The sequence below is a fragment of the Sulfitobacter maritimus genome, assembly GCF_013346665.1.
GTDB classification, from domain to species: domain Bacteria; phylum Pseudomonadota; class Alphaproteobacteria; order Rhodobacterales; family Rhodobacteraceae; genus Sulfitobacter; species Sulfitobacter maritimus.
On record NZ_JABVBB010000022.1, the window covers coordinates 1 to 20,035 of the forward strand.

The 20,035-nt window shown below is 60.2% G+C and carries 23 protein-coding genes and 1 pseudogene; 10 read left to right on the forward strand and 14 right to left on the reverse strand.

Annotated features, from left to right (window positions below; all coding sequences use genetic code 11):
- Positions 1-38 precede the first annotated feature (38 nt).
- The 8 genes and pseudogenes from HTT03_RS06170 to HTT03_RS06200 form a co-directional block, all read right to left on the reverse strand.
- A protein-coding gene (locus HTT03_RS06170) for an IS3 family transposase (RefSeq protein WP_174858008.1) occupies positions 39-1,168 on the reverse strand; the annotation gives its coding sequence in 2 pieces (ribosomal slippage) (positions 39-925 and positions 925-1,168; 1,131 coding nt in all).
- Positions 1,083-1,469, reverse strand: coding sequence for a hypothetical protein (locus tag HTT03_RS06175; protein ID WP_174859007.1), 387 nt, complete (start codon positions 1,467-1,469; stop codon positions 1,083-1,085). The genes HTT03_RS06170 and HTT03_RS06175 overlap by 86 nt, the downstream gene beginning before the upstream one ends.
- On the reverse strand, positions 1,466-1,987 hold the full coding sequence (locus HTT03_RS06180) for a DUF6998 domain-containing protein (RefSeq protein WP_174859008.1): 522 nt from the start codon (positions 1,985-1,987) through the stop codon (positions 1,466-1,468). Before HTT03_RS06180 ends, HTT03_RS06175 begins: the two co-directional genes overlap by 4 nt.
- Complete coding sequence (locus HTT03_RS06185) at positions 1,980-2,189, reverse strand: restriction endonuclease subunit S domain-containing protein (RefSeq protein WP_174859009.1); 210 nt, start codon at positions 2,187-2,189, stop codon at positions 1,980-1,982. The genes HTT03_RS06180 and HTT03_RS06185 overlap by 8 nt, the downstream gene beginning before the upstream one ends.
- A gap of 2 nt (positions 2,190-2,191) precedes the next feature.
- Positions 2,192-3,067 (reverse strand): restriction endonuclease subunit S, encoded by an 876-nt coding sequence (locus HTT03_RS18555; protein ID WP_217482750.1) that lies wholly within the window; start codon positions 3,065-3,067, stop codon positions 2,192-2,194.
- Positions 2,985-3,563 carry a restriction endonuclease subunit S gene (locus HTT03_RS18560; protein WP_217482751.1) on the reverse strand — a complete coding sequence of 193 codons (579 nt, stop codon included), beginning with the start codon at positions 3,561-3,563 and terminating at the stop codon, positions 2,985-2,987. The genes HTT03_RS18555 and HTT03_RS18560 overlap by 83 nt, the downstream gene beginning before the upstream one ends.
- Positions 3,564-3,612: 49 nt before the next feature.
- Entirely contained in the window at positions 3,613-4,380 is a 768-nt protein-coding gene (locus HTT03_RS06195; RefSeq protein WP_174859010.1) for an IS110 family transposase, read from the reverse strand.
- Between the two features lie 63 nt (positions 4,381-4,443).
- Positions 4,444-4,985 (reverse strand): annotated as a pseudogene (locus tag HTT03_RS06200) (transposase); the annotation flags it as partial.
- Between the two features lie 270 nt (positions 4,986-5,255).
- Here HTT03_RS06200 and HTT03_RS06205 point away from each other — a divergent pair.
- The 10 genes from HTT03_RS06205 to HTT03_RS06250 all read left to right on the forward strand — a co-directional run bounded on the left by HTT03_RS06205 (position 5,256) and on the right by HTT03_RS06250 (position 14,161).
- Positions 5,256-5,951, forward strand: a complete 696-nt coding sequence (locus HTT03_RS06205; RefSeq protein WP_174859011.1) for an SRPBCC family protein — start codon at positions 5,256-5,258, stop codon at positions 5,949-5,951.
- A gap of 10 nt (positions 5,952-5,961) precedes the next feature.
- Complete coding sequence (locus tag HTT03_RS06210; protein ID WP_174859012.1) at positions 5,962-7,149, forward strand: zinc-dependent alcohol dehydrogenase; 1,188 nt, start codon at positions 5,962-5,964, stop codon at positions 7,147-7,149.
- A 23-nt stretch (positions 7,150-7,172) separates the two neighbouring features.
- Positions 7,173-7,319, forward strand: a complete 147-nt coding sequence (locus tag HTT03_RS06215; protein WP_174859013.1) for a hypothetical protein — start codon at positions 7,173-7,175, stop codon at positions 7,317-7,319.
- 139 nt (positions 7,320-7,458) lie between these two features.
- Positions 7,459-8,175, forward strand: coding sequence for a hypothetical protein (locus HTT03_RS06220; protein ID WP_174859014.1), 717 nt, complete (start codon positions 7,459-7,461; stop codon positions 8,173-8,175).
- 29 nt (positions 8,176-8,204) lie between these two features.
- The gene (locus HTT03_RS06225) at positions 8,205-9,167 is read left to right on the forward strand and encodes a Gfo/Idh/MocA family protein (protein WP_174859015.1); all 963 of its coding nucleotides are present in this window, start codon (positions 8,205-8,207) and stop codon (positions 9,165-9,167) included.
- A 94-nt stretch (positions 9,168-9,261) separates the two neighbouring features.
- Entirely contained in the window at positions 9,262-10,866 is a 1,605-nt protein-coding gene (locus HTT03_RS06230) for a flavin monoamine oxidase family protein (protein WP_174859016.1), read from the forward strand.
- Positions 10,867-10,869: 3 nt separating this feature from the next.
- On the forward strand, positions 10,870-11,304 hold the full coding sequence (locus HTT03_RS06235; protein ID WP_174859017.1) for a c-type cytochrome: 435 nt from the start codon (positions 10,870-10,872) through the stop codon (positions 11,302-11,304).
- Positions 11,305-11,307: 3 nt separating this feature from the next.
- Entirely contained in the window at positions 11,308-12,003 is a 696-nt protein-coding gene (locus HTT03_RS06240; RefSeq protein WP_174859018.1) for a c-type cytochrome, read from the forward strand.
- A gap of 36 nt (positions 12,004-12,039) precedes the next feature.
- Positions 12,040-13,509, forward strand: coding sequence for a TrkH family potassium uptake protein (locus tag HTT03_RS06245; RefSeq protein ID WP_174859019.1), 1,470 nt, complete (start codon positions 12,040-12,042; stop codon positions 13,507-13,509).
- Between the two features lie 10 nt (positions 13,510-13,519).
- A complete protein-coding gene (locus HTT03_RS06250; protein ID WP_174859020.1) occupies positions 13,520-14,161 on the forward strand; it encodes a potassium channel family protein in 642 nt (213 codons plus the stop codon).
- Between the two features lie 5 nt (positions 14,162-14,166).
- On the opposite strand, the gene HTT03_RS06255 is transcribed toward HTT03_RS06250, so the two are convergent.
- From HTT03_RS06255 to HTT03_RS06280, 6 genes are read right to left on the reverse strand one after another with little or no spacing between them, the layout of a single operon-like run.
- Positions 14,167-14,883 carry a cytochrome c oxidase assembly protein gene (locus HTT03_RS06255; protein WP_174859021.1) on the reverse strand — a complete coding sequence of 239 codons (717 nt, stop codon included), beginning with the start codon at positions 14,881-14,883 and terminating at the stop codon, positions 14,167-14,169.
- Between the two features lie 16 nt (positions 14,884-14,899).
- Positions 14,900-15,229, reverse strand: coding sequence for a hypothetical protein (locus HTT03_RS06260; protein ID WP_174859022.1), 330 nt, complete (start codon positions 15,227-15,229; stop codon positions 14,900-14,902).
- Positions 15,226-17,763, reverse strand: coding sequence for a cytochrome c oxidase subunit I (gene ctaD, locus HTT03_RS06265; RefSeq protein ID WP_174859023.1), 2,538 nt, complete (start codon positions 17,761-17,763; stop codon positions 15,226-15,228). Before ctaD ends, HTT03_RS06260 begins: the two co-directional genes overlap by 4 nt.
- Positions 17,760-18,701 carry a cytochrome c oxidase subunit II gene (gene coxB / locus HTT03_RS06270; RefSeq protein ID WP_174859024.1) on the reverse strand — a complete coding sequence of 314 codons (942 nt, stop codon included), beginning with the start codon at positions 18,699-18,701 and terminating at the stop codon, positions 17,760-17,762. Before coxB ends, ctaD begins: the two co-directional genes overlap by 4 nt.
- The gene (locus tag HTT03_RS06275; RefSeq protein ID WP_217482752.1) at positions 18,698-19,198 is read right to left on the reverse strand and encodes a c-type cytochrome; all 501 of its coding nucleotides are present in this window, start codon (positions 19,196-19,198) and stop codon (positions 18,698-18,700) included. Before HTT03_RS06275 ends, coxB begins: the two co-directional genes overlap by 4 nt.
- A gap of 9 nt (positions 19,199-19,207) precedes the next feature.
- Positions 19,208-20,026 carry a c-type cytochrome gene (locus HTT03_RS06280; protein ID WP_174859025.1) on the reverse strand — a complete coding sequence of 273 codons (819 nt, stop codon included), beginning with the start codon at positions 20,024-20,026 and terminating at the stop codon, positions 19,208-19,210.
- Between the last annotated feature and the right edge of the window lie 9 nt (positions 20,027-20,035).

Here is a 20,035-nt window from a genome sequence, read left to right on the forward strand (position 1 = left end):
TGGACCTGTCCCGCTTTCGTGCCGCCCCAAGTGCTCGTTTAAGCCACTTTCCGTTCGAAGGCGACGGGGCTTTTCCAGCCCAGTGCTGAGTGGCGTCGCCGTGGGTTGTAGAAGCCGTTGATGTATTCAAAGATCGCCATCTCAGCTTGCCGCCGTGTTTCCCATGACCTGCGCCAAATGAGTTCAGCTTTGATGGTTTTGAAGAAGGTCTCGACGACAGCATTGTCGTAACAATTGCCCTTGCCAGACATCGACACCTTGAAGCCTTGCTGGCGCAGAAGTTTCTGGTAGTCGTGCGAACAATATTGCGACCCGCGATCCGTATGGTGGATGCAGCTCTTGGGCGGTGCCCTGAACGCAATTGCCATCTTCAAAGCCCGTATTGCCAAGTCTCGTTTCATACGGTTGCTGACCGCCCAGCCGATCACGCGCCTTGAATGCAGGTCGAGGATGACAGCCAAATACAGCCATCCCTCACGCGTCCAGACATAGCTGATGTCACCGGCCCATTTCTGGTTCGGTTGGTCAGCCATAAAATCCCGGTCCAGCAGGTTTGGCGCAATATTGAACTTGTGATCACTGTCTGTCGTCACCTTGTGTTTACGGGTTCGCACCACGGATATGCCGTTCTGGCGCATCAAACGACCCACACGGCGGTGACCGATATTCAGGCCGATCTCCTTCAGTTCTTCTGTCATGCGCGGCCTGCCATAGCTGCCCAGGCTGAGACGGGATTGTTCTTTGATGTGCGCCAAGGTGACCAGATCAGACCGCTGTCTGCGGCTGGCAGGACGGCTTCGGAATGCTCGCAAACCGCGCGAACTGACACCGACAACGTGACACAAGCGGTTCACGGGGAAGTGGCTCCGGTGTTCCTCGACAAACCTAAATCTCATTGCTTTAGGCCCGCAAAGAACTGGGTGGCCTTTTTTAGGATTTCCCTCTCCTCCTTGAGAAGACGGTTCTCGCGCCGAAGTCGCTCATTCTCTTGGGCGAGGCTCAAATCCTCTTTCGACACCACGTCTGTGCCTCGGTGCGCGGTGATCCATTTGTTAAGCGTCGACATGCCAACACCCAGATCGTCAGCCACCTGCTTGCGCGTCAGCCCACTCGTCAGTGCGATACGCACCGCATCCTGGCGGAATTCGTCCGTCCGTTTCAGTCCCATAGTTCATCTCCTTTGTTGCAGTAAATGCTATCAAAGGAGCGGCATCAAACTGCGACAGGTCCAAGTCGCGGATTGGGGTCGCGTCGACTTCCAAGAAGCCCAAAACGTAGGAGCGGAGAGAATTCTCGGTTTCCGCCGTGCTGGCCCCGTAGGTCATGATGAGATCACCGTCGTTGAGCTTGCGTAGATAGGCGTCCCGTGCGTTCTCCTGGGTCCATCCGACGTAACCATCATCTTCCGGGCCGAACCCATAGAAGGAGCGAATACGGATACGTTTTCCTTCTGGCAGAAGGGTTTTCATGCCGGTGCTCCAGCTCTGACTGAACGCTCTCGACTCTGGTTTTCGGTCATACGGGTGGTTCCCTGACTTCGGGCAGACGCCCATCTGGAGCTACATCTCGGGAAATCTGCGATAGCCGCGACAACGAGATCGGCCTTTGTCCGTTTCTTCTGCATCCTGCCCGCAGCTGTCCATGCCAAAACACCGGGACTGTTGAAGACAACCTGGATCGGGCCGCCTATAGGGCGACGCAGAGCGATTAAGTGTTCAGGTTCGTGGCGGATTGCGACACTGCGGCCTTGGGTCAGTTTGATTTCTACATTCCGCCCGCAAGGGGATCGCGCATCGTGTCTCATGGTCGAGGCCGGATTGAGATCCAAATCGAAGATGTAGGCCGCTGCGACTTCATCGATGCTACCGACGAGATGGCCATCGAGCGTAAATTTCCGGCCGGGGAAGACGCGCTCTAAGCCATCGGCTGCGGCATAGAGGTCGTCGAGGAGATCTGCGACATGACCCCAATTAACCTCTTCACTCATTCCGCGGCATCCAGCACTGCGTTGGCGGTTCCAAGGCCTCTTGGAGGAGCGCTTCGAGGACGCGGGTGCGGGTGGTGTCGGCGGTGGTCAGGGCGGCCTCCAGCCGGTTGCAGAGGGCCATGAGGGCCTCGACTTTGGCCACGATGCGGTGTTGTTCGACGAGCGGTGGCAGCCACAACGACAAATTTCCAAACTCAGTCAAATTTACATTTTCAGCCCCACTGCCGATCTGATCGGTTTCTCGATCTGATCCCTGATCGGCTGCGAGTTCATCGCCATCCACACGTAGGTGGTGTTCACGTGTTCGATGGCGGTGCGCAGCCTCACCAAATATCCGGCGAATGCCATGCCATTTGCTTCGGTGGGAACCACGGCAGAACGTCCAACAATACCAAGGCTCCCGTTCGAATGGATCATCAACAGATCACCGGAGGCCAAAGCGAGGTCTTCATGCTCTCTCTCGCTCAAGGGACCAAATTTCATGTCGTCCGAGGTCACATAACCTGATGACACGTTCGGAATCCGGAGAACCGGGACGAGAGAGGCGTCGGCCCCGCACTTGGTCGAGGTTCCGTAACGCATAGAAATGGCAATGTCCGATAGGCGCACGCTCTCCCAACCAGTCGGCAACTCTGAAGCCTCGGCATCGGACACCCGTGGTAAGCCGCGCGCTCGTTTGAATTTCCGGCTTGCGTCGGCCTCTCTGGCCTCTGCTAAGCTTACCAGAGATGCAGAGGCCGGTTCATCCGCCGGGTCTTGTTCCACCAGCCTCCCACGAACGGCGAGGTTGAGGATGGTTTGGCGGAGAGGCTTGATCTGGTCGGGACGCGTGGTGAGGGCGGGGAGGGCCTCAAGGGCGAAGGCGGCGGGGGCGGGGACGTCCTCTGCCGTGGTCTCGGGGGCGGTCAGGCGGGCGAGGCTGGCGGCGGTTAGCTTGTCGCGCGTCTCCTCCCGCGCCTTGTGGACCTCCTCCAGCCGATCACAGAGCGCCATGAGCTCATTGACCTTGGAGACGATCCGGTGCTGCTCGGCGAGAGGTGGGATGGGGACACGCGCACCAGAAATTCGCTTTAGTGCCAACTTCGGTTGCCATTTGCTTCGTTTTTTCGGTGAACTGGAGTTGCACATCAGCCGAACTCAACGCCAGGAGTAAGAAGTCACCGTTAATCTCTCTGAAAACGATTTTTGCAGCGTTTTCGGTCAAGTTTTGCCCATGGCAGAAATCCGGAACCTTACCGACTTCTCCTATGGTGCCAGCGATTGTTATATATAAGTCTTCTCTATCGATCGTATACTTTAAGATCTTATTTTGATCTGGCGCAGGAACGTATTTGAGCTTATCTCGCAATATCGTGCCGGCCTTCATATCGGTAACACGGATGTAGATTTTTCCGGTGTCCTCAGTGACAAGAGACGATCCCGTAGGGAGCCTTTTGCCACCGAGCACCAGAGCAAAATCATGGAGATGCGCCCAGACCCAATGCCCCGGCGAAAATGCTTCGCCGTTTGAGGGAGACAGCTCCGGTTTGCTATCTCGGCGGAGTCGGCGTCCAAGCATTTGCTGTGCTTTGGCCAATTGAGCTCGCTCAAGGAGATCTGACGCCGACTCGTCCGAGGCGTCTCTTTCAACTAATTTTCAGCGCATAGCCAGGTCCAAAGATCGACATCAAGCGCGGTCGCCAGTTGAAGTAGGACACAGCTGTCACGAAGGCGATCGCCGTAAGACTGCCGACACCGGGGGCCCTTGAGACAATCTGGCAGGCCTCATCTTCTTGTGCGAAGCGCGCGAGTTGGCGGTCAAATGCCCGGCGCTGGTCTTTGAGACCGGACGGCACCGACAGAAGGCTTTCAAACAGATCGCGCAAAACGGCATCGTCTGGCAATGCCCGACGGACCGACTGCTCGAAGACTTGCCCTTTGCCCGCTGCCAACTGTAATCTGAAAGTCTTGGCCAAGCCTCGGATCTGGTTGATCATCATAGTGCACATGCGCACGATACGCTCCCGCGCCGCCAGAACGGCACGCATTCGGTAACGGTCAAAGGACTTGATCGCCACCGGTTCATACCAGCCACTGTGCACCAAACGCGCAAGCCCGAAGGCATCGTTGCGATCCGTTTTGTTGGCTTGCAGCTCTAATGCGGCAGCAGCACGCCGTGCGTGAATACAATCGACTGCGATCTCTTTCTCCCGCAGGGCATGCCAAAGCCAGACAGCTTGAGGACCTGTCTCCATACCTGCCCGCACCAGGTCCGGGGCCTTCTCACGCATGATCGTTGCTATTGCGTCGGCCGAACTGGGCACACTGCCTTCCCAAACACGTTGCCCGGAATCGTCCACAACGCAAACGGCCGTTTCTTTCATAGAAAAGTCGAGTCCCACAAAATGCTTCATCTTCTTCTCCATGCTGATGAAAGCGATAGAGTAACACGAGAGCTATCCCTCGGATTTCGCCATGTGGTTCCAGCCGTGGCCCTGGACATCGCGCAGGTAGAGAAAGCACAGGCCGAAGCCCCAGATCTTCTTCGCCTTCGTCAGCCTAAGCAGCAGGTCTGCGACCTGCTCGTTCTCATCGTCCAGCTTCGGGTTGTACCGATAACACGTCTCACTGACATCAAATGCCCGGCACGGTGAGACCATTTCCGCCATTGGTCCGAGGACAATGGTCGAACGCGATGCTGACGCCTTCATCGCCACCGCTTTCACGGCCAACTCTCGGCGTTGAGCTGGACGCTTCATTTTTTTCCAAGCGCCTCCTTCAGCAGATCGTTTTGCATGCTGACATCGGCAAACATGCGCTTCAGGCGGCGGTTCTCCTCGGCCGTCGCCTTCATCTCGCTGATGAGGCTGGCGTCCATTCCGCCATATTTCGCCCGCCAATTGTACAGCGTGGCGCTGCTCATCCCGTGTTCGCGGCACAGCTCGGCGGCGGGCACACCGCCCTCCATCTGCCGCAGCACGCCCATGATCTGGGCCTCAGTGAATCGTGGCTTCTTCATCGGAATCTCTTCGTTCATCCTGCCGAGAAAATTCTACTTCCGCTTCACCTTAAGAACCGGGGGGATTACCATTCCGTTGGACCAGATCGCAAAAGAACCATGAGCGATTTTGCGAAAGGTTCCAATGCCGGGCGCGATCACCCCTCCGCCTGGTCGGTCGATTTCCGCCATCGCATCGTCAGGGAGCAGCTTTCTCGGAACACCGGCCGCGACCCTCGCGTTCGAGTTGAAACACTCGTCTGCCAGTTTTCAGCTACAGGAGGTTTCACGATGACATACCATTCTTACGATCATCGCACCGGCGCCGAAGGTGCCCGCGATGCGCTGACAGAAAGGCAAAGCTCGCTTTTCTGGGGGCTCGGCATCGGGGCGCTTGCGGGGGCTTCTGCCTATGCGCTCTATGCTGCGCGGCGAGACCGGGACCGGTTGAGCCATCGGCCTGCGGACTCCGCGCCTGGCCGCAGTGCAAAACAGGCACGGTTCGGAGATTACGCCGTCGTAGGCCGTACGGTGACTATCGACCGCCCGCGTGACGAGCTTTACCGCCACTGGCGCGACTTCACGAAGCTCTCGGAATTCATGGAGAACGTGAAGGCAGTCGAACCAATCGACGCTGCCAAGGATCAGTTCCGCTGGATGATCGCGGGCCCCGCGGGCACGGATCTGCGGGTTGAGACCGAGGTGGTCAGCGACAAACCTGGAGAAGAGATCGCATGGCGCGCGCTTGATAGCTCGCAGATCGATACGGAAGGTAAAGTCTCTTTCCGCGACGCGCCGGGCAACCGGGGTACCGAGGTGGAGGCGATTATCGCCTATAACCCGCCTGCAGGGGAATTGGGGCGCTGGATCGCCAAGCTGTTTCAGGCCGAACCCGCGCTACAGGGCCGGCGGGATCTGAAACGGTTCAAGATGCTGATGGAGACGGGCGAAATCGCCACCTCCGCCAATCGTAAATCGGACAAGTGAGGAGAAAGACATGCGCGCACTGACATGGCAAGGCAAGCACGACGTGCGGGTCGATACAGTCCCGGACCCGGAAATCGTCAACCCCCGCGACGCCATCATCGAGGTCACCTCGACCGCGATTTGTGGTTCTGACCTGCACCTATATGACGGCGTGATCCCCGGCGTTTTGGCGGGCGATATTCTGGGCCATGAGTTCATGGGCCGAGTGGTCGAGACAGGTTCGAAAAGTACGCTCAAGAAAGACCAGCGGGTGGTGGTGCCCTTCACCATTTCCTGCGGCTCCTGCTTTCACTGCAAGAAAACCCAGTATTCCGCCTGCGACAACTCCAACCCGGCGGACAAACAGGATTTGACCGAAAAGCAGTTCGGTCACGCGGTCGGCGGGCTGTTTGGTTATTCACATCTGACCGGCGGCTATCCCGGCGGGCAGGCGGAATATGTCCGTGTGCCATTCTCCGATGTGGGGCCGATTGTCATTCCCGAAGGGTTCGACGATGACGACGTGCTCTTCCTGTCGGACATCTTGCCGACCGGCTGGATGGCTGCCGAAAACGCCGACATCGAAGAAGGCGATACCGTCGCCGTTTGGGGCTGCGGGCCGGTAGGGCTTTTCGCCGTTCAAAGCGCGCTGAAGATGGGCGCGGCACAGGTCATCGCGATCGACCATTACCCAAACCGCCTGAACCTCGCGCGGCAGATGGGGGCAAAGGTGATCGACTATACTCAAACTCATGTGTTGGAGGCGCTGATGGAGATGTCAGGCGGCCACGGCCCTGATGCCGTGATTGATGCCGTCGGCATGGAAAGCCACGGTTTCGCCCCCGATACGATGATGGACAACGTCAAACAGGCCGTCGGCGTCGGCGCCGATGGGGGCCATGTGCTGCGCGAAGCGATCATGGCCTGCCGCAAGGGTGGCCGCGTCTCTGTTCCGGGCGTTTACGGCGGTTTCCTCGATAAGTTCCCTTTGGGCGCGATGATGGAGAAAGGCCTGCAAATCCGCACCGGCCAGACCCATGTGCAGCGCTATACTAAGGAGTTGTTGCACCGTATCGCCGAGGGCGAGATCGACACCCGCTTTATGATCAGCCACCGCCTGCCGCTAGAGCAAGCCGCCAAGGGCTATCACAACTTCCGTTTCGAGCAGAACGACTGGACCAAAGTGGTTCTGAAGCCCGGAATGCAGGACGCAGCATAGGTGAAACCCGAAAGGAGAGTGTCATGCCAAACGAGCCAGATCACGCCAAGGAAAAACGCCCGCCCCATCGCGAGCGCCATAATGCGCAGGATGACCATGAGGGCGCGGCGCACAGCCCTGAGGAGTTCGATCCGAAGAACCCCCAGAAGGTGGTGAAGAAAGAGAAATGAACCGGAAAGCAGCGCGAGCCATTCGCGCTGCTTTTTCGTATCGCGCGGCATTTGTTCGGCGCGATTACTGCGACGATACCACAGCGGGGGCGGATTAGACCCCCTTTGACGAAACCACATTCAAGAAAGGCAGAAAAGGATGCCAAGACAGTTTCATAAAGCGATATCAATCATTTGCCTGCTGGCCCCCGGCGGGGTCTTTGCCCAAACGGCAGAGCAAACCACCACGGCCCCGCGTGTGATGGCCCAGAATACCTCGGCTTCGGAATGGAGCGTCGAGGTCGGCATCTCTCCAAAATTCTACTACCGTCTCAACGATGGCCCGGGGTCTGCCGAAAGCGCGGAATTCGAAGCATTCGCGGAAATAGCCTATGGTCCGGCCTACTTCCACGCCCTTGCCCTGTCGCTGGACGATCCGCGAGATGATGCCCAGTTCGAGCTGACGCTCGGCCACCGCGGCGATCTTACGGACAAGTTGGCCTATGATGCCTATTACACCCGCTTTCTACGCGATGAGACCGGCGATGTGCGCGGTGAATTGCATGGCAGGTTCGACTATAGCGTCAGCGATCCGTGGCGGGCCACCGTCGATCTTGGGGTCGAACCGGAAAGGGGCGATTGGGTCTACAAGCTTGAAGCCGGATACACATTTAACGACCGGCTCGACGCCTATGCCTTCGTCGAGCAGGACGATATTCCGGATTACACGGGCTATGAAATCGGGGCGAATTACGACCTCGACGAGGGCAACGCGCCCCTCGATGCCTCTTTGCTCAGCTATGTAAACCACACCGAAGGCGGCGACACGATCTTTGCCGTCGAGATCACGCTATCGCGGTTTCTGTTGGGCGACTGATGCGCGGATGAGTGAGAGGAGTGAAGCCAATGTCATCTGATAAAAACTTGGTCCTGCTCGGCGGGGCGCATGTGCATCTGTCCGACCATCTGACGCATATCGAACAACGCGGCTGGCGTATCGCGGCGGTCTTTGATCGGGATGTTGCGCGCGAAAAGGCTCTCTGCGCGCAGCTTGATGCAGAGCCTGCCCAGTTGTCCGACCTTGCCGCTCTAAATGTCCAAGGCGCGATCATTTGCAGCGAAACGGCGTTTCATGAGGACGACATCACCGCCGCGCTGACCGCCGGTCTGCCGGTCTTAGTCAAAAAGCCCATGGCGGGCAGCGCCGAGGCGGCCCGACGCTGCGCTGACTTGGCCACTGAGAAGGGGTTGATCTTGGCGACGGGGTATTTCCTGCGCAGGACCGAAGCGCTGAACCATCTGCGCGACCGTATCAACGACGGTGCATTGGGCAAAGTGATCGAGGCGCGTGGCCGTTTTTCTCATGACGGTGGCTATGCGGATTGGCTCGATCTCGACAGTTGGATGACCAACCCTGAACTCGCCTGCTATGGCGGCTTTGTCGATGAGGCGGTGCATGTCATTGATCTGCTGCAATGGCTTGTCGGCCCGATCAACTCGGGGCAGGCGATCACGGGCAATGCGCTTGGCTGGCCCGTAGATGATCACGGCGCGGCTGTGATTAATTTCGCGTCACACCCCGCCACCGGCGTGGTCGAGGCGGGTTGGACCGACAGTGAGATGCGGCTTGAATTGGATATCGTCGGCGATGTCGGTTGGGCGCGGCTGTGGGCGGGCGTGCTGGAACTCGGCCTGCGCGGCCAAGAGCAGCCGGTTGAGACCATCCAGCTTCCCCCGCTTGATGCGGGCAAGGGGGTGGAGCCGTTCTTGGATGCCTTGGAAGGCAAAGATGCGACAGGTCTCGTGCCGCCGCAAGAGGCCGCGCGGGTCAATATTCTGCTCGATCAGATGAAGCTCAAGTGCGGCTGACCGTGATTTTTCCACCTCCGCTGGAACAATGCCCTATGGCATGCGTTGCTTCCCTAATTGGTCAAAAAATATACCTGAAATAGGAGCGGTCTATATGTCCCACCCCTCCAACGTCCGGCCCCCCTCACGGCGCGATCTATTGAAAATGATCGGTCTGGCCGCTGGTTCCTCCACCATGTTGCATGCCATGTCCTCACTCGGACATGCCCGACAAAGCCCTTACAAAGGCCCGATTGAGCTTTCCGGCGCGCCGCAGGGCCGCAAAGTGGTCGTGCTGGGGGCGGGTCTTGCCGGCATGTGTGCCGCGCTGGAGTTGCGCAACGCGGGCTATGAAGTCAGCATCCTAGAGTATCAAAAACGCTCCGGGGGCCGTTGTTGGACCCTCAAGGGCGGCGATGAGTTTGAAGAGTTGGGCGGCTATAAGCAGAAAGTCGAATTCTCCAAAGGGCAATACATCAACATCGGCCCCTGGCGCATTCCGCATCACCATCTGGCGCTTTTGGACTATTGCCACCGGTTGAACGTGCCGCTCGAAGTTTTCGTTCAGGAAAATCAGAACGCCTATCTCCATTCGCAAACGGCATTCGACGGGAAGCCAATTCGCTATGGCCATGCTTGGGCGGATTACGTCGGCCACATCACAGAACTGTTGGCTAAATCGGTAGATAAAGGGCGGCTCGATAGTGCGCTGACCAAGGAAGATACCGAAATCCTTTTGGAATCCCTGAAATCCTTCGGCATCCTGAACAATGATTACAGCTATGAGGCCAGCCTCGATACCGCTGAATACCGCGGCTATCCTGAGAATGGCGCACCGGGTGGCGGGCTTTATAACGCCGCGCCGGAACCGTCCGAGCCGATTGCGCTGGAGGACCTACTGAAATCCCGCTTCTGGGAGAAGATGCGCAACCACACGACCTACCGCCACCACGCGCCGATGTTCCAGCCCGTCGGCGGTATGGAGGAGATCGCCCATGCCTTCGCCCGCGAGGTCGAAGATACGATCACCTACAACGCCAAGGTTGACCGCATCAAACAGACTGAAAGTGGCGTGGAGGTGGAGTATTCCAGCGCCGATGGCGAGGGCGAGGGCGGTGTGGAAACGGCGGATTACTGCATCTGCACCATCCCCTTCACGGTGCTCAGCCAGCTTGATGTCGACGTCTCTGCCGATATGCGCCGCGTCATGCGGGCACTGCATTATCATGAGGCAGTGAAGGCCGGGCTGGAGATGAAGCGCCGCTTTTGGGAGCGAGACGAGCAGATCTACGGGGGCATAACCCTGACCGACCTGCCGATTGCCGAAATCAGTTACCCTTCGGCTGAGATGCATTCCAACGGGCCGGGGGTACTGCTGGGCGCCTATGTCTATGGGCCTCATGCATACGCCTTCAATTCCATGTCCCCGAAGGAACGGTTGGAGACCGTGCTGGAGCAGGGCGCCCAAATTCACCCACAATACCGGGACGAATTCAGCAATGGCGTGGTCCTGAGCTGGCACCGGGTGCCGTGGATGCTGGGCTGCTACTCCGACTGGGACGACCGGGGCCGCGACTATGAGATCGCGGCGACGATGGATAACCGTTTTGTCTGCGCGGGGGAGCATATCAGCTATCTGCCGGGCTGGCAGGAAGGGTCGCTGCTGTCGGCGCTGGATGCGGTGCGACAGGTCCATGACCGCGCGGTGAAGGAGGGTTGAACCATGCGTTATCTGATCTTTCCCCTGCTTATAACGCTCGCCACACCGAGCTTTGCGCAGGAGGAGAATTCACAGGTCGATGCCGGACGGCGTGACCTAGGCTCCACCACCGAGAAGTTTACCGATAGCGACGGGTCCGAGCTTTACCGCCGCGCTTGTTCGGGCTGTCATGGGCCGGAGGGCGAAGGGGCCTATGGGGCCGGGAAATACCCCGCTTTGGCCGACAACCCACGGCTTGGACACAAGCGCTATCCGGTGAACCTGATCCTTGAAGGGAATGGGGCAATGCCTTCCTTCGCTGATTGGTTCGATGATGAACAGGTCGCCGCCGTGGTCTCCTATATCCAGACCAACATGGGCAATGACTACGAGGGCGATGTCACCGCCGAAGAGGTCAAGCGCATGCGGGCCGAGTTCGCCGATCTGGAGGAGGGGTAGACCATGCGACTTTCCATTCTTGTTCCCTTTGCCACTTTCCTCGCCTGTGCCGCTGCGGCGCAGTCCCCGCCACCGCTATTTGACGACGCCGATGATGAGGGCGTTGACCGCGCGCCGGATACCGCGTTGGGCCGCACCGTTGCCTCTGGTGGCGCGCGGCAGGGTGGTGTCGGCATGAAGTGCATGGCCTGCCACGGGCTGGATGATGCGGGCGCGGGCTTGGGCGAAATGCCGGGTCTTGCTGGGTTGCCTGCCGACTATATCGAAGAGCAGCTACAGGCCTTCATGGCAGGCGAACGAATTTCGGCAATCATGGTACCCATCGCCACACAGCTTACCGAAAAGGAGCGTTTGGCGGTCGCGAATTACTACGCCTCCGTCGCGCCGAAACTGTCCAAGTTCGACCATGATGCGCCGACCGAAATAGTGCAGCAAGGCGGCGCGCTTGCGGCCTCCGGCAACGATAGCGTTCCGGCGTGCAACCAGTGCCACGGTGGCAGCGACACCAGCGGCGCGGCGATCCCGCGTTTGGCGGGGCAATCGGCGCAGTATATCGCGGATCAACTTGTGGCTTGGCGGAACGGCGACCGGGCTAACGGGCCGCTCAACGTCATGGAAGACATCGCCAAATCGCTGAGCGAAGAGGAAATCCGTGCCGTCGCGCTCTACTACCAACAGACACCGCCTGATGCGCAGTAGACCTGCACCACCACGGATACTGACGGCTCCAAGCTGATGGCTATTCGCCCGGCCTCCTTCTTCCGGTCGGGGGCTTCGACCGTGATGACAGTCGCGCGGCTGCGTGTGATCGCGCTGACCCTTGGCAAGCACGCCCCGATCTTCGGCGCGCTTTGCCTGCCGCCCGGCGCTTGGGCCTTGGCGGAGGGGGATTTTCTGCTGGCGCTGGTCCTGCTCACCCCGGTGGCCCTGTCGGGGGCGGTGTATTTCGCGGTACGGTCTCACCCCTTGCCCGATGATTTGCGCGGGCTTGAGGCAATGATGACCGTAGCCTTAGTTTTCCTCATTGCAGCGCTCCTAACGATGCCCGCCTTCGTCGCCCTTGGAATGCCGCCGATCGATGCGTTCTTCGAGGCGGTGAGCGGCATCACCACCACCGGGCTTACTGTCGCGCGGGAGGCGGAAAGCTGGCCCTTCGCGGGCCATGTCCTGCGCGGTTGGATGCAGTGGTGCGGCGGTTTGGTGATCGCCACGGCGGTGCTCGCTCTGCTGCTGCCGCGTGGTCGCCCCGCACGGCGTTTGGGACGGGTCGATATCCAACAGGGGGATCGTATTTCCTCAACCCGAGACCAGGCGCGTCAGCTTCTAACTGTCTATAGCGCGCTGACTATAGTGATGGTCCTACTGACCATGCTCGTGATCCCCGATTGGCGGGAGGCACTGGTGCTGACCCTCGCCGCGATCTCGACCGCCGGGTTTTCGCCCCGCGCTGACAGTCTCGCGAGCTACTCGCCCCTGGGGCAGGGCATGGTCATCCTGTCCTGCGTCTTAGGGGCGATATCGCTGTTGGTCTTTGTCTATGTCGGCCAAGGACGCCACCGCGAAGCGTGGAGGCTCGGGTCGGCGCAGCGTGTGCTGGTGGCGATTGCCGTGGCCTTGGTCGTCTATCTCGCCGCCGTGCTCACGACATCGCAAGACCGGGACCTAACCCTCTACGCCCATGCACTGAACTTGATCTCAGGGCTCACAACGGCAGGATTTTCCACGGGGCCGGTCTATGACGCCGGTCCCGCATTGCTGATCCTGCTGCTAGCGATGCTCTGGGGCGGTGATGCCGGATCGACGGCGGGCGGGCTGAAGCTCAGCCGCTTGCATGTCTGCATCGGCGCGGTGGTCCATGCGGTGCAGCATGTGCGGCTGACCGAACATGCCATCGCGCCCCTGCGCCACAATGGCCAGCCCGTTTCGACTGAAGCGGTCGTGTCTCTCTTGGCGCTCGTGCTGATTTATTTCAGCTTTGCGGGTCTGTTGTGGTTTCATTTCGTGGCTCACGGCTATCCCCCTTTGCCCGCCTTGTTCGACACGATTTCTGCTCTCTCGACCGTGGGCCTGTCGACGGGCGCGGTCGGGGCGGACATGCCGGCGGATCTGAAGCTGTCCGTCGCCTTTGCCATGTGGCTGGGACGGCTGGAATTCATCGCGGTGCTGGCGCTTTTGCTGCCGCGCAGTTGGACCCGACCAAGTTAGGAGATTACCCATGCGTATCGTCATCATCGGCGCGTCGAGCTTTGGCATCGCCATTGCGGAAGAACTGATCGAGACCGACCGCGAGGTCGTGTTGATCGACAAGTCGCGCGAGTTGCTGGAACAGGCGGCGGAACGTATCGACTGCGGCATGATAGAAGGTGACGGCAGCAACCCAGATGTCCTGCGCGAGGCGTTCCGCGACGAAGATGACGTTTGCATCGCCGTGACCAATGCCTCCGAGATCAATATTCTGGCGGCGCTCATTGGCCGGTCCATCGGCTATGGCCGCGTGATCCCGCAGATTACGTCGAACGGGCTGCTGCGGGTTTGTTGCGAACTTGGACTGGATGACGTGATCAACCCACATGCGAAGGTCGCCGAAGATATCGTCGACATGCTGACAGGCGATGACGATGCGATGCAAGAGCCGCTGCTACAGGGCGAGCTGCTGCTGACCCGCGTCACCGTGCCTGACCGCTTGGCTGGGGAGCGGATGGACCTGCCGGGCCAAGGCCGTCTTGTGGCGCTGATCCGCGACGGGGAAGAGCAGTTGCCCGGGCCGGATGTCACCCTGCAAGAGGGCGACGTGCTGATCGTGGTGCTGCCGCGAGAGATGCAGGAAGACCTAGCCGAAGCCTTCGCAGCAGACTGACCCGCTCAGCCTGCGCTCTGCGCCAGCGTATCCTGCCGCAACAGTTGCCGCACCTGAAGCGCAACTAACACCATAAAAAGCCCGCCACCCGCGACCCACATGAGTGCGCCGGCAAGTTGCTGATCGGCCAAGGCGGAAAGCCCGTAGGGCAGGGCGGTCAGCTCGTGCCAGCCATGCCACGCGGTGGGCGCAAGGGTCAGGGTCACTGCAAAGGCGGTCAACTGTGCCGCGCTGAAGACCGCAGGCACTGCCGCCTGCGCCCCGGCACCCCGGAACCCCATGAACAGCGCAATCGCGCAGCCTGTCAGCGACAGATGCATCGCCCAATAGACAAGGTCAGACTGCAAGGTCGCCGCATAGGGCGCCGGGCTGTGCCATCCCCAAAACAGCAGGGCAAAGAGCAGCGCAAGGGGCCAGAGCGGCAGTCGCAGCTTCGGCAGTGCCGCCGCGATCAGCGGCGCGGCGATGAGCGTAAGCAGGATATGCTGCCCCACCCGCGCCGAGAACAGCGCCATCGAGGCCGCGCAGAGCGGAGAGATGAACAGGACCGCCACCAGCGCCGCGCCCGTGAGCGCTTGGCCCCGCCGCTCGGCTTGCCACCAGAGCAGGGCCGCGAATACCACCAGCCCGACTAGCAAAAAGGGGTCCAAGGTCCAGCGGGTCAAAAGCTCACCGGGGAGGGGCGGTGTGCCGCAGAATGGCGTATAGGCGTCCTGTTGCATGATGGGTCCTCTCTCTCTATCCGTGGCAGCCGGGCAGGATCAGCACGGGGGTAAGATTGGCGAGCGTAGCAATGAGCGAGATCAGCCCGGTCCACCATCCCGCGCGCAGGAGGGCGGCTTCATCTCGGTTCAGGTCCGACCGTCGTCCGGTATGCGCGGCACCCCACATCCAGAAAATTTGCGCTATGGCCATGACAAGGGTCAGCACCACGGCGGTGATCAGCAGATGGTTCTGCCCCAAAAGCGCACGCGGCGCACAGGCGGCGGAGATCAGCGCGTAGATCAGCGTGAAATGCAGCGCCCAAAGCAGGACAGGTTTCGCGATACCTTTGGTCAAACCTCTCATATCGCGCCTCCTGCCAGCAGATAGGCCGCCGCTGTCATGCCGCCCATAATGGCCACGACCTTGGCGAATGTAGCGATCAGCAGGTTGGGCAGCATCTGACCCGGCTTGACCGCGCCCACGGCCTTGCGCAGCGCGTTGATCAGCGACCAGTAAAGCACCACGGCAAGATATCCCGCTACAAATGCAAACAGCGCCCAGCCCACGGCGGCATAAGCCGAAGCATAGGGATCGACCGGCTGGATCGACAGGAACAGCAACGCGCCCAAGCCAATGGCGCCCACCGCAAGCCCGAGATCAACCGCGATCACCGGCGTGACCTTGGCCCCAAAGGCTGCCCGCCGACTGGCCCAGCTGAACAGCAGCAGACTCAAAGCGGCGAGCGCTGCCAGACCTGCCATCAGCGGATCAGCGGCAGGGGTCGTTTCGGCCCAATGGGGCTGCGTATTCCACAGGTACAGCCCGGCAAAAAGCAGCGAGGCAAAGAGCGCGAAAGAGATCAGCATCGTTCCCACCACCGCGATATGCAGATGGCTGCGCGGATCGACGACATTGACCGGCAGGCGCAATCCGCGCAAACCGCTGTCCCGGCGCACGCCGCTGTCCGACGGTTCCCAAATCCACGCGGTAATGCCAATGAGTGCGATGGCAAAGCCGACTGCCACCAGCCAATAGGCCGAAGCCAGCGTCGCGGCAAAGCCAAGCGCCAAGCCAAAGGCCGAGATCAGCGGCGTCCATGTGGGATGCGGCAGCCGCACGATCTGCATCGGCGCGCCGGTGATTGGATCATTGCCCATGGTCTCGCGCCGGTGGTCGGTGCAGGGTCGCAAGGCACCCTCGACCTGCGGTGCCGGACGGTCCAACAGTTCAGGTTGATCCCACAGCGGCTCGCGCGAGCGGACTTCAGGGATGGCATGAAAGTTAAACCCCGGCGGGATCGGCGTATAGAGCCATTCCAGCGTGCCAGCGCCCCAAGGATTGCGTCGCGCCCGCAGCCCGTGACGTTGGTGCCAGAAGAAGTCAAAGACGAAAAGCATCACCCCGGCGGCCAAAATGTAAGACCCGATCGAGGACAGCATGTTGAGCCGGTCCCAGCCCAGCCCTTCGGGGTAGCTGGCAATGCGCCGGGGCATCCCGCGCAGGCCGGTCAGATGCATCATGAAAAAGGCGATGTTAAAGCCGATAAACATCAGCCAGAACACCCACCGCCCGATGGTCTCGGACATCATGCGCCCGGTAAATTGCGGCATCCAATAGTAGAGCGCGCCGAACATCGGAAAGATAAATCCGCCGATCAGGACATAGTGCAGATGCGCGACGATAAAGTAGCTGTCATGGGCTTGAAGGTTGAAGGGTACAGCAGCGATCATCACGCCGGTGAAGCCCCCGATGACAAAGATGAACAGAAAGCCCAAGATAAAGAGCATCGGCACATCCATACGCGGCCTGCCCTGTGCCAGCGTGGCAAGGAAGCAGAAAATCTGCACGCCCGTGGGGATCGCCACCATGGTCGAGGCTGCCGAAAATAGCGTCAGTGACATCACAGGCAGACCCGTGGCAAACATATGGTGGGCCCAGAGCCCGAAGCTGAGGAATCCCATTGTCACCACTGCCGCCACGGCGAAACCATAGCCAAAGAGCGGCTTGCCCACAAAGGTCGGCAGCATCGTCGCCACCATCCCGGCAGCGGGCAGGAAGATGATATAGACCTCCGGGTGGCCAAAGAGCCAGAACAGGTGCTGCCAGAGCAATGGGTCGCCGCCGAGCGCGATGTCAAAGAAGGGCAGGCCGAGCAGCCGTTCCGCCTCTAAAAGGATCGAGCCGATGATCAGCGGCGGAAAGCCCACGGCGATCATGAAGGCGGTTACCAACAGATACCACATGAAGATCGGCATCTTGGTCAGGCTCATCCCCGGCGCGCGGGTGCAAAGGATGGCGGCGATGATCTCGACCGCGGCGGTGACGGAGGCGATCTCGGCAAAGGTGATCCCGATGAGCCAGAAATCCGCCGAAAGGTCTTGCGTATAGGCGCTGGTCGAGAGCGGGACATACATGAACCAGCCGCCAGCGGGTGCCGCATCAAAGATAAAGGACGACAGCACGATGATGCCGCCGAAGAGATAGCAGTAGTAGCCAAAAGCCCCCAATCGCGGAAACACCAGATCGCGCGCGCCGACCATAAGCGGAATAAGATGCACCGCGAACCCTTCCAGCATGGGGATCGCAAAAAGGAACATCATGATCGTGCCATGCATGGTGAAGACCTGATTATAGGTCTCAGAGTCGAGGAAGGTATTGTCCGGCACGATAAGCTGCGTGCGGACCAGCAGCGCAAGGAAGCCAGCGATCAGGAAAAAGATGAAGCCGGTGACGAGGAAACGCTTGCCCACAACCCGGTGGCTGACCGAGGACAGATAGCGGATGCCCGGCGGGGCGTCCCAGATCCGCTCGAACCCCTTGTCCGGCTCGCCCTTGGCACTGCCGGAGTAGCTCTGATCCTCGGGCAGATCCACGACATATGCGGTACGATCAGTCATTTAAGGCTCGCCAGATAGGCCGAGAGCGCGCGCAGGTCCGGCCCCGGCAGATGGTTGTAAGAAGGCATTTTGGCGCCCGGTTTCATCGCGGTCGGGTCTGCGATCCAACCTGCTAGCGTGCCTTGGTTCATGCGGTACATCCCTGCCGCAAGGCTACCGCGCCCACCGACGCGGGTCAGGTCAGGTCCAAGCGTTCCGGTTTCCGCCACGCCGCGAATGGTGTGACAGGCGGGGCAGCCGGCTTCGACGAAGACTTCGCGCCCGCGTGTCAGTTCCGTGGTGACCGCGTCACGGGCTTCGCCGCTGCTGCGCTCTATCCAAGCATCAAACTCTTCGGGCTCCAGCACAACCACCTCAAAGGCCATTTTAGGGTGCGACAGCCCGCAAAACTCAGCACACTGCCCGCGAAAGCGCCCGGTCTCGGTGGCCATGACAGGCAAGCTGTTCACCCGGCCTGGGATCATGTCCATCTTGCCGGTAAGCTTTGGCACCCAGAAGGAATGGATCACATCGCTGGATTTCAGACGAAATGTGACGGGGCGGTCTTTGGGAATGACGATCTCATTGGCGCCGCGCATGGCCCAGCCTTCGGGGTCATAGACCACGTCCCACCAGAACTGCTTGCCGGTCACCTCAATAACCAGCGCTTCGGGGTCTTCCGAGGTGATGCGTTGCAGGATGACGGTGGAAAAGCCCATGAGGATCAGCACCGAGACCAGCGGCAAAGCGATCCCGCCGGTCCATATCCACCAATGGCGCGGGGCGAGCTTGCCCGACACCACCGCCCAGATAAAGATCAAGAGCAGGACGAAAAGCACCCCGAAAGCCACGGTCATGCCGATGGTCAGCCCGTTGATCGCGCTGGCACCGACGCCTTCCGGCGACAGCGCCGATTGCACGCCATATTCGCCAAGAGTGGACTTTGCCGGATCACTCATTCCCGCGCCTCCGATCCGAGCAGATAGGCCGCAATGTCCCGCGCTTCCTCGCGTTTAAGGCCGAGGTTCGGCATCGCGGTCGCAGGGCTATGGGCCGGTGGGTTCATCAGCCAGCGGGTCAGATCACCGGGGCGGTTGGGCAGCACGCCCGCGACATAGGACTGCCGCGCGAAACCATGCAGATCGGGGCCAACGGTGCCCTGCGCATCGCGCAGACCCGGCACGCGGTGGCAGGCACCGCAACCGTTCGATCTGATCAAATCAACCCCACGCTGCGGGTCGGCATCGAGAAACCGGCGCGCGGCTGCTTCATAGTCAGGCGTCTTTTCCACCAACCCTTGCCGGATATTGATCCGGTACCAATCCGAGACCTGCTGTGAGGCCTCTCGAACCGGCTCGGCCACGGCGGCAGCAAGGCTGCTCTGCGGCGGCAGGGCCGACCAGACCATCGCCAGGGCTGAGAGCAGCACAACCGATATGACGGTGAAAAGGCGCATCCCGTCAGCTCACTGCGTCGGCGCCGTTGAAGGCTCCAACAGCGGGGAGGTTTCAGGGGGCAGCGGTTGAGTTGGGCGGACGCGGTTGTAATAGGCGCTGACGGCTTCGATGTCATGCTGGGTCATCTTCTTGGCGATGGCGGACATGACATTGTCCACATCATTGTCGCGTTTGCCTTCCTTCCACATCTGCAATTGGTGTTCCATGTAGCTGGCATATTGCCCGGCGAGATAGGGGACAGAGGGCGGATTGCCGAGGCCACTTGGGCCGTGACAGTTCACGCAGGCCGGCACGCCGCGTTCGGCAGAACCCACCGCGCCCAATTGCCCGCCCCATTGCAGGGTCATCCCATCCACATCGCCCAAGGGCGGCGTATAGGGGGCTGAAATCGTGGCGTAATAGGCAGCGACCGCTTCCATCTCTTCCTCGGTCAGTTTCTTGGCGATGCCTGACATCACGCGGTTCTGCCGATCACCAGAGGCGTAGTCTTTCAACTGTTTGTAGGTGTACCAGCCGGCTTGCCCTGCAAGCCTTGGGAAGGCGCCCGACCCGTCGCCGGTGCCATCGCCGCCGTGGCACGTGATACAGGCCATGCCGCTGTCGCCCGCCTCAGATCCGCCCATTGCGACGAGCCGCCCAAGCTCTAGCACATCGTCGTCGACTTCGGTGTTCACCGTCGCATTGAAACGCAGAACATCGTCTTGCAGGCGCTGCTCCATCGCGGGAATCCCCGGCGCGGCTTCGTAGTTCTGCGCCCGGATGAAGCCGGCAGAAATGCCAAGTACGGCGAGTGCGCTACAGGTCGTCAGAACGGTGCGGAATGTCATGGGTCGGTC

Bases quoted from the DNA above. Each gene is read 5' to 3' on its own strand.
- HTT03_RS06255 (WP_174859021.1), bottom strand. From the start codon at position 14,883: ATGCAACAGGACGCCTATACGCCATTCTGCGGCACACCGCCCCTCCCC.
- HTT03_RS06175 (WP_174859007.1), bottom strand. From the start codon at position 1,469: ATGAAAACCCTTCTGCCAGAAGGAAAACGTATCCGTATTCGCTCCTTC.
- HTT03_RS06210 (WP_174859012.1), top strand. From the start codon at position 5,962: ATGCGCGCACTGACATGGCAAGGCAAGCACGACGTGCGGGTCGATACA.
- HTT03_RS06240 (WP_174859018.1), top strand. From the start codon at position 11,308: ATGCGACTTTCCATTCTTGTTCCCTTTGCCACTTTCCTCGCCTGTGCC.
- HTT03_RS06195 (WP_174859010.1), bottom strand. From the start codon at position 4,380: ATGAAGCATTTTGTGGGACTCGACTTTTCTATGAAAGAAACGGCCGTT.
- HTT03_RS06245 (WP_174859019.1), top strand. From the start codon at position 12,040: ATGGCTATTCGCCCGGCCTCCTTCTTCCGGTCGGGGGCTTCGACCGTG.
- HTT03_RS06225 (WP_174859015.1), top strand. From the start codon at position 8,205: ATGTCATCTGATAAAAACTTGGTCCTGCTCGGCGGGGCGCATGTGCAT.
- HTT03_RS06180 (WP_174859008.1), bottom strand. From the start codon at position 1,987: ATGAGTGAAGAGGTTAATTGGGGTCATGTCGCAGATCTCCTCGACGAC.
- HTT03_RS06280 (WP_174859025.1), bottom strand. From the start codon at position 20,026: ATGACATTCCGCACCGTTCTGACGACCTGTAGCGCACTCGCCGTACTT.
- HTT03_RS06220 (WP_174859014.1), top strand. From the start codon at position 7,459: ATGCCAAGACAGTTTCATAAAGCGATATCAATCATTTGCCTGCTGGCC.
- HTT03_RS06260 (WP_174859022.1), bottom strand. From the start codon at position 15,229: ATGAGAGGTTTGACCAAAGGTATCGCGAAACCTGTCCTGCTTTGGGCG.
- ctaD (WP_174859023.1), bottom strand. From the start codon at position 17,763: ATGACTGATCGTACCGCATATGTCGTGGATCTGCCCGAGGATCAGAGC.
- HTT03_RS06250 (WP_174859020.1), top strand. From the start codon at position 13,520: ATGCGTATCGTCATCATCGGCGCGTCGAGCTTTGGCATCGCCATTGCG.
- HTT03_RS06205 (WP_174859011.1), top strand. From the start codon at position 5,256: ATGACATACCATTCTTACGATCATCGCACCGGCGCCGAAGGTGCCCGC.
- HTT03_RS06230 (WP_174859016.1), top strand. From the start codon at position 9,262: ATGTCCCACCCCTCCAACGTCCGGCCCCCCTCACGGCGCGATCTATTG.
- HTT03_RS06275 (WP_217482752.1), bottom strand. From the start codon at position 19,198: ATGCGCCTTTTCACCGTCATATCGGTTGTGCTGCTCTCAGCCCTGGCG.
- coxB (WP_174859024.1), bottom strand. From the start codon at position 18,701: ATGAGTGATCCGGCAAAGTCCACTCTTGGCGAATATGGCGTGCAATCG.
- HTT03_RS06235 (WP_174859017.1), top strand. From the start codon at position 10,870: ATGCGTTATCTGATCTTTCCCCTGCTTATAACGCTCGCCACACCGAGC.
- HTT03_RS06215 (WP_174859013.1), top strand. From the start codon at position 7,173: ATGCCAAACGAGCCAGATCACGCCAAGGAAAAACGCCCGCCCCATCGC.